Annotated in this window: 5 protein-coding genes and 2 pseudogenes; all 7 read left to right on the plus strand. The window is 42.0% G+C overall.

The window, feature by feature from the left end; all coding sequences use genetic code 11:
* A pseudogene (locus HMPREF9141_RS04270) lies at positions 1-1263 on the plus strand (RHS repeat domain-containing protein); the annotation flags it as partial.
* Positions 1229-1675, plus strand: a complete 447-nt coding sequence (locus HMPREF9141_RS12785; RefSeq protein WP_008122495.1) for a hypothetical protein — start codon at positions 1229-1231, stop codon at positions 1673-1675. The pseudogene HMPREF9141_RS04270 and the gene HMPREF9141_RS12785, both read left to right, overlap by 35 nt.
* Positions 1644-3020, plus strand: a pseudogene (locus HMPREF9141_RS04280) (RHS repeat-associated core domain-containing protein). Before HMPREF9141_RS12785 ends, HMPREF9141_RS04280 begins: the two are co-directional and overlap by 32 nt.
* Positions 3021-3085: 65 nt before the next feature.
* Complete coding sequence (locus HMPREF9141_RS04285; RefSeq protein WP_007367276.1) at positions 3086-3574, plus strand: hypothetical protein; 489 nt, start codon at positions 3086-3088, stop codon at positions 3572-3574.
* Positions 3561-3974 carry a hypothetical protein gene (locus tag HMPREF9141_RS12790; RefSeq protein WP_007367277.1) on the plus strand — a complete coding sequence of 138 codons (414 nt, stop codon included), beginning with the start codon at positions 3561-3563 and terminating at the stop codon, positions 3972-3974. The genes HMPREF9141_RS04285 and HMPREF9141_RS12790 overlap by 14 nt, the downstream gene beginning before the upstream one ends.
* 178 nt (positions 3975-4152) lie before the next feature.
* Entirely contained in the window at positions 4153-6378 is a 2226-nt protein-coding gene (locus tag HMPREF9141_RS04290; RefSeq protein ID WP_370991935.1) for an RHS repeat-associated core domain-containing protein, read from the plus strand.
* A 62-nt stretch (positions 6379-6440) separates the two neighbouring features.
* Positions 6441-6776, plus strand: a complete 336-nt coding sequence (locus HMPREF9141_RS12795; RefSeq protein ID WP_007367279.1) for a hypothetical protein — start codon at positions 6441-6443, stop codon at positions 6774-6776.
* The last annotated feature ends 4 nt before the right edge of the window (positions 6777-6780 follow it).

Raw genomic sequence — 6780 nt, forward strand, 5'->3', positions numbered from 1 at the left:
AACTGCTGGTCAGCAGGACTATGCTGAACGCATGAATCAGATTCAGAAGCAGAAAGAGGCATATATTATAAGCAGCAAGGCATTGCACCTGGTGTTCCTACAATGAAGGGTGCTTATGGTGATCCGGAGAATACAAAGCGAGGATATAACTCTATCATTGACACACTCGGCAACCACGATGTTCCACAGGGCTGGATTCAGACTCCACGCTCCAACACCACACCGAATACTAACCCCGGTCCACCTGTAAGCTGGAATGACCCGAGTAACCCTGATGATCCACAGGATGGTTATGGTTACATTTCTAATGACACTACAAAAGAGGAAACGTTCTTCTATCACAGTGACCACCTCGGCAGCACGTCTTACATCACGGATGATAAAGCCAATATCACCCAGTATGATGCTTACTTGCCCTACGGCGAACTGTTGGTTGATGAGCACAGCAGCAGTGAAGACCTGCCGTATAAGTTCAACGGCAAACAGTTCGATGATGAGACCGGCTTGTACTATTACGGTGCAAGATACATGGACCCAATCATAAGTTTGTGGTATGGGGTGGATAATTTAACAGAAAAGTATGTGTCGGTAAGTTCGTATACATATTGTAACGGGAGTCCAATTGCGAATATCGATGTTATGGGAATGTTCCCTAAGGGCATTGTTGTAAAACATGTCGAAACCGTTGTTCTGTACCAAGCAGTAGGCTCCGCCAATACGTTAATGGGGATACCCCATGAAGTAACATACTATACCTTTACGGAATCAGCCGCTCACTTATTGTCTTTGGTAGCGAACGTTCCCATTACGTATGTGAAGAATGCAAGGCTTGAAGAATTCATTTCTCAACCCGAAGGCAATTGCATTACAATTGGCGGCTCTCCCAATAATGCACGAATCCTTGTGTCGCCATATTATCTTGATAATAGCAAAGGTGGGCAGGATTATGACCTCTGGTTCCGCCAATTCTCGCACGAGGTGGGACACACTAAGCAGATTGCGCGCGATAAGGGTCTGACAAAATATTTGCTTAAAACAATAGCAGGTTATATTAAGGCTGGCAACCACGACGATGCTCTTCGCGAAATAGAGGCTGAGCAAGGGACTAAAACATATAACGCTTTCCGCGGCTTCGTTAAGACACACTTCAAAGCATCTGTCGAGAATTTGTTTAAGAATGACAAACTGAAGGAGAAAGACAAAATCGAACAAATCAATAAATGGTGGAATGAATTCAAAAAACAGACAAGCAATAAAAAATAGAATAATATTGGTAACAATAGTGTTTACACTTTGTGCATGCGACAATCATGATTTCACGTTTGACGAAGAGAAACAGACTTTCTACGTGTATGATATGTTAAGTTTTTATATTGAGCCTGATGGCGAAAAAGAATTATTTTATTCCTATGATATAGAGTTAAAAGAAAAAAAGAAAGAAAAAGGAATTGACACACTTGATCTAAATAATATTTCTTCGAAATATCAAGTGGAGGCATGCTTTCCTAACATTGATACGGTTGTAAATAATCCAAAGCGTGCCGTATTGACACCCGACACTCGATATAGAGTCTTGCACATGGGAATGGGAAGAGTGTATGGTGTCAAATATTATCAGACAGATTCCACAGGGAAACTAAAAAATGAAGAAGAACCAAAGTCAAGTACAAGGTAAAGAAACTACTCTTGGAGAAAGACCAATACGCATTTATATCTATGAGGCGTTAAACCGACTGATTCATGCTACAGGCAAGGCGAAGAACGCCAGTTACGACATGGCAATGACCTTCGGCAGGATGAGCGAGCCGCTGACGTAGATCCAGAAGGTAGACTCTACGAACACAGCCAAGAGTTATAACTTCGCTTATAAATACGAGGACAGTAACCATCCGACGGCTCCAACGCAGATTGGTCACGACCATTACACATATGATGCCAACGGTAATCCAACACTGGTAACGAACGACTCTACGAATACTACCCGTGAGATGTACTGGGACGAAGACAATCGAGTGATAGTACTCTCTGATAATGGCAAGACGAGTCGTTACACTTACAACGCCGCCGGTGAGCGTATCATGAAGAGCTACGGAACGATGGAAGGTGTGTATATCAATGGTGCACCACAAGGCATTACTTTCCATGAGACGGATAACTTCACACTTTATCCTGCAAGTATCCTCTCTGTCAATAAGAATCGTTTTACAAAGCATTACTTCATTGGTGACAAACGAGTTGCTTCAAGGATAGGAACAGGTCTGTTTAACAACGTTTATGGACGCAACGGCTCATACGTAACGGCTGGTCAGCAGGACTATGCAGAGCGTATGAATCAGATTCAGACACAGAAAGAGGCGTATTATAAGAAGGTGGGTGTAGCTCCTGGTGTACCGACAGAAAAGGGTGCGTATGGTGATCCGGAGAACACGGGTGTTGGTTATAATGCTGTCCTTACAGAACTCGGTAACCATGATGTGCCACAGGGTTGGATTCAGACTCCACGTCCTAACACGACACCAGGCACCAACCCCGGTGCTCCTGTCTCATGGAACGACCCGAGCAATCCTGATGACCCACAGGCTGGTTATGGATACATCCCTAATGATACTACAAAGGAAGAAACCTTCTTCTATCACAGTGACCACCTCGGCAGTACTTCTTACATCACAGATGATAAAGCCAACATCACGCAGTATGATGCCTACCTGCCATACGGCGAACTCCTTGTAGACGAACACTCATCAAGTGAAGACTTACCGTATAAGTTCAACGGCAAACAGTTCGATGATGAGACTGGCTTGTATTATTATGGCGCAAGGTATATGAATCCTGTGGCAGGTATTTGGTATGGGGCGGATCCAATGAGCCTCACAAAGCCTACGTTACTTAGTTATGTCTATTGCTCTGATAATCCTATTAGATACTATGACAAAAATGGAAAAATAGGGATTGATGGCGTTGTTATCGGAGGGGTTGCTGGTGGATTATCGCAATATTTATTTAACGATTATCATGGATAAGATGGATAAGGTTTCTATAAACTCTTTTATCAATGCAAATAAAAAAATAGAGGGGGAGAGATTATTTGAGCATCACATGGGGTATTGCAACAGGTGCAGCAGAAGGCGCTATTAATAATGGAATTTCGAGCATTTTGAAGATTGTTAAAAACCCTGTAGCAAAGTTTATAGCTAAAGAGGGAATTGGTTTCTTATTGGAAGGTCTCGAAAATGTTGTAGGGAGAATTATAAATAAAGAAGATATGTCTGCGAAGTCCATCATAGCTGAAACTCTCATAAGCAAAGGCGTTGGACATATTCTCCCGTCAAGCTATCTAAAAAAAGCAACTGCAGAGGCTAGGCATAACTATAGTGTTGCTTTACATAAATTAGAAAAATTACAGTCACGTAGAACTCCTAACATGAAATTAATTAGAAATGCTAAATCAGCAATGAGAGAAGCGAGAGCATTATATGGGACTTTGGTCTCATTTACAACGGGGGTAGAGACGGTAAAAAAAGAAGTTGGAAAGAAAGTACAATCACAATTACCTAAAGATTATGGTGGTCAATAAAATAGAATATAAACAAGTCCATAGGTATCTTTTATTAATGATCTCAGGCTGTATTATATATTTATTCTACAGTATTATAGTTGTTTATTATGATGCACAGGCAATAAAATCTGGTCCAATTAAGTCATTTAAAATAGTGTCAGAACATAGTGGTGCTATAAATATAACTTCATATATTATAGTACGTTATATGGGAAAGGAATACACTGTCACGGTAAGTAGGAAAGATATAAATGAAAGGAATCTAAATAAAATTTTATACTATAATAAATGGAATGATACACTTTTTTATGATGAAAAAGAGGATATATATGTTAGATTGGGAATTCTTTCATTAGGCTTGCTCTCAGTATTTTGCATGAGACACTATATAAAAGGTTATCATGGAAGTAAGAAATGAAGCTTATTTTTGCCCATTTTGTCTTATCCTCATTGAGGACGCTTCGGGCGGTGAAGCGTATTACTACGGCAGACAGGGTGAGATGACGAAGACCGTCCGTACGGTCATGGCAAGTGTGGCGGATATCAGGACTTATGTCTACGGTGCTACCTACGACAGTTGGAACCGTGTACGGACGATGACTTATCCTGACGGTGAGGTGGTGACCTATCACTACAATGCGGCAGGACAAATAGATGGTCTTTCAAGCAATAAACAGGGACGTCAGAGCGTTATAGTAGACAGGATAGGTTACGACAAGGAGGGTCATACGGTCTATACGAAGCTCGGCAACGGGACGGAGACGACCCATGCCTACGACAGGCAGCGAGAGCGTCTGCAGAATGCTACGCTGACCATAGAAAGACAAACCGTGATGGACAACAGGTACCGGTACGATGCGGTGGACAATATCCTCGGTATTCCCAATGTCGTAAATCCACAAAATATCATCAAGCACAACCAGGCTAAACTTGGCGGTGCGTTCAGCCATACTTATCAGTACGATGACCTCAACCGCTTGATCTCTGCAACAGGTAAAGCCAAGAATGCCTCTTACTCCATGCAGATGACTTTTGGCAGAATGAGCGAGCCGCTGACCAAGGTGCAGCGTGTAGACTCCACGGCCACGGCGAAATCGTACAATTTCGCCTACAAGTACGAGGACGAAGCTCACCCGACAGCTCCGACGCAGATAGGTCATGACCATTATACGTATGATGCCAACGGCAACCCGACACTGGTAACGAATGATTCCACGAACACTACTCGTGAGATGTATTGGGATGAGGACAACCGCCTGATGGTTTTAAGTGATAACGGCAAGACAAGCCGTTATACTTACAACGCAGCTGGTGAACGTATCATGAAGAGCTACGGCACGATGGAGGGTGTGTACATCAACGGTGCTCCGCAGGGTATCACGTTCCACGAGACGGATAACTTCACGCTTTATCCTGCAAGTATCCTCTCTGTCAACAAGAACAGATTCACAAAGCATTACTTCCTTGGTGACAAACGGGTTGCTTCAAGGATAGGAACGGGTCTGTTTAACAACGTTTACGGAAGAAATGGAAGCTACGTCACCGCTGGTCAGCAGGACTACGCTGAGCGTATGAATCAGATACAGAAGCAGAAAGAGGCATACTATAAGCAGCAGGGCATTGCACCAGGTGTACCTACAATGAAGGGTGCGTACGGTGACCCGGAGAATACGCACATCGGCTACAACTCCATCATCAGGGAGCTGGGCAACCACGACGTGCCGCAGGGATGGGTGCAGACCCCACGTCCCAACACAACACCAGGTACAAACCCTGGTCCACCTGTAAGCTGGAATGACCCGAGCAACCCTGATGACCCGCAGGCTGGATATGGCTATATTCCAAATGACACTACAAAAGAAGAGACCTTCTTCTATCACAGTGATCACCTCGGTAGTACGTCCTACATCACAGACGATAAAGCCAACATCACGCAGTATGACGCTTACCTGCCGTACGGTGAACTCCTTGTAGACGAGCACTCATCGAGTGAAGACTTACCTTATAAGTTCAATGGCAAGCAGTTCGATGATGAGACTGGTCTATACTATTACGGCGCAAGGTACATGAACCCTATGGCAAGAATTTGGTATGGGGTGGATCCGTTGGCGGAGAAGTATATCCAAACGAGTCCTTATGTATATGGTGGTGGAAATCCCATTAGAATAATTGACCCCAATGGAATGGGATGGGTCGAAACAAAAGATAAGAAAACTTATTGGGATGAGAGGGTTAACTCAGCTAAGGATACAAAGTTTATTCCTAAGGGTGGTAAATTCTTGGGAAATACAGCAGATATGTTTGATGATCAGGGACAATATAAATTCGGAGACGAACAAGGCAATATCCTTTCGTCTCATCCAATGGACGATGTTGTTGTTACTGGTGATAAGGACTACAAATTCCATCATAGTTTCGGCTATCAACTCTTCGGTGATACAAGAAACTCAGATGGAGGTTTAGAACCTTGGAATCCAAGAAAAGTATACTTAGGGTTCACTTTCGATGCATCTGCAATGTTTATCAACTTAAGTTTTGACATGGGATTTGCCTTGACTCCTGGACATCTCAGTACTTATGGTGATTTATCTGCTGGATTTTCTCCCTCATATGTCGATATGGGCTTGGCAATGACTGCTGGATTTGATGATACTCCTACTGATTATAAGGGGCGAACTTGGTCCGCGAGTTCACCTACTATTGACGGATTAGGAGTATCTTTTGGCGGGACATACAACAAGACAGAAGGATTTAATTTCTCATCTGGAGCTATAAATTTTGGAACAAAGAATATAGTTCCAACAATAGGTGTGAAAAATTAGAAGGTGCTAGTATAAAATTTATTAATTTAGGATTTGAAAAAAATATAATTGGCAAATAGATTATGAATATAAAATATAAGATCTCTAAAGAGTCACTTGTTTTACAAGCCATAACAAGTTTCTTGCCATTAGGAGCATTTATGTTCTGCTTATTGAATATTAGTAAAAACTCACCAATACTTTATATTGTATTTAGTTATCTTTTTCTTTTAGTATTATTAGTATGTTCTATTAGTTTTTATTTTATATTCCAACGGTTATGGAATAAAGACTTCTTATATACTCAAAAGGATAGAATATATTTTTATGATTGTTTAAGAGCTAAGTATGTTGATGTGAAAATAGCCGATATAGCTGGAATTAATGATTATGGTCTTCCTATATATCCTTATAAGTAGGTCG

Source organism: Prevotella multiformis DSM 16608 (assembly GCF_000191065.1).
Taxonomy (GTDB): domain Bacteria; phylum Bacteroidota; class Bacteroidia; order Bacteroidales; family Bacteroidaceae; genus Prevotella; species Prevotella multiformis.

Coding starts and splice junctions, on each gene's coding strand:
- HMPREF9141_RS12785 (WP_008122495.1), top strand. CDS start 1,229: ATGAATTCAAAAAACAGACAAGCAATAAAAAATAGAATAATATTGGTA.
- HMPREF9141_RS12790 (WP_007367277.1), top strand. CDS start 3,561: ATGGTGGTCAATAAAATAGAATATAAACAAGTCCATAGGTATCTTTTA.
- HMPREF9141_RS04290 (WP_370991935.1), top strand. CDS start 4,153: ATGACTTATCCTGACGGTGAGGTGGTGACCTATCACTACAATGCGGCA.
- HMPREF9141_RS12795 (WP_007367279.1), top strand. CDS start 6,441: ATGAATATAAAATATAAGATCTCTAAAGAGTCACTTGTTTTACAAGCC.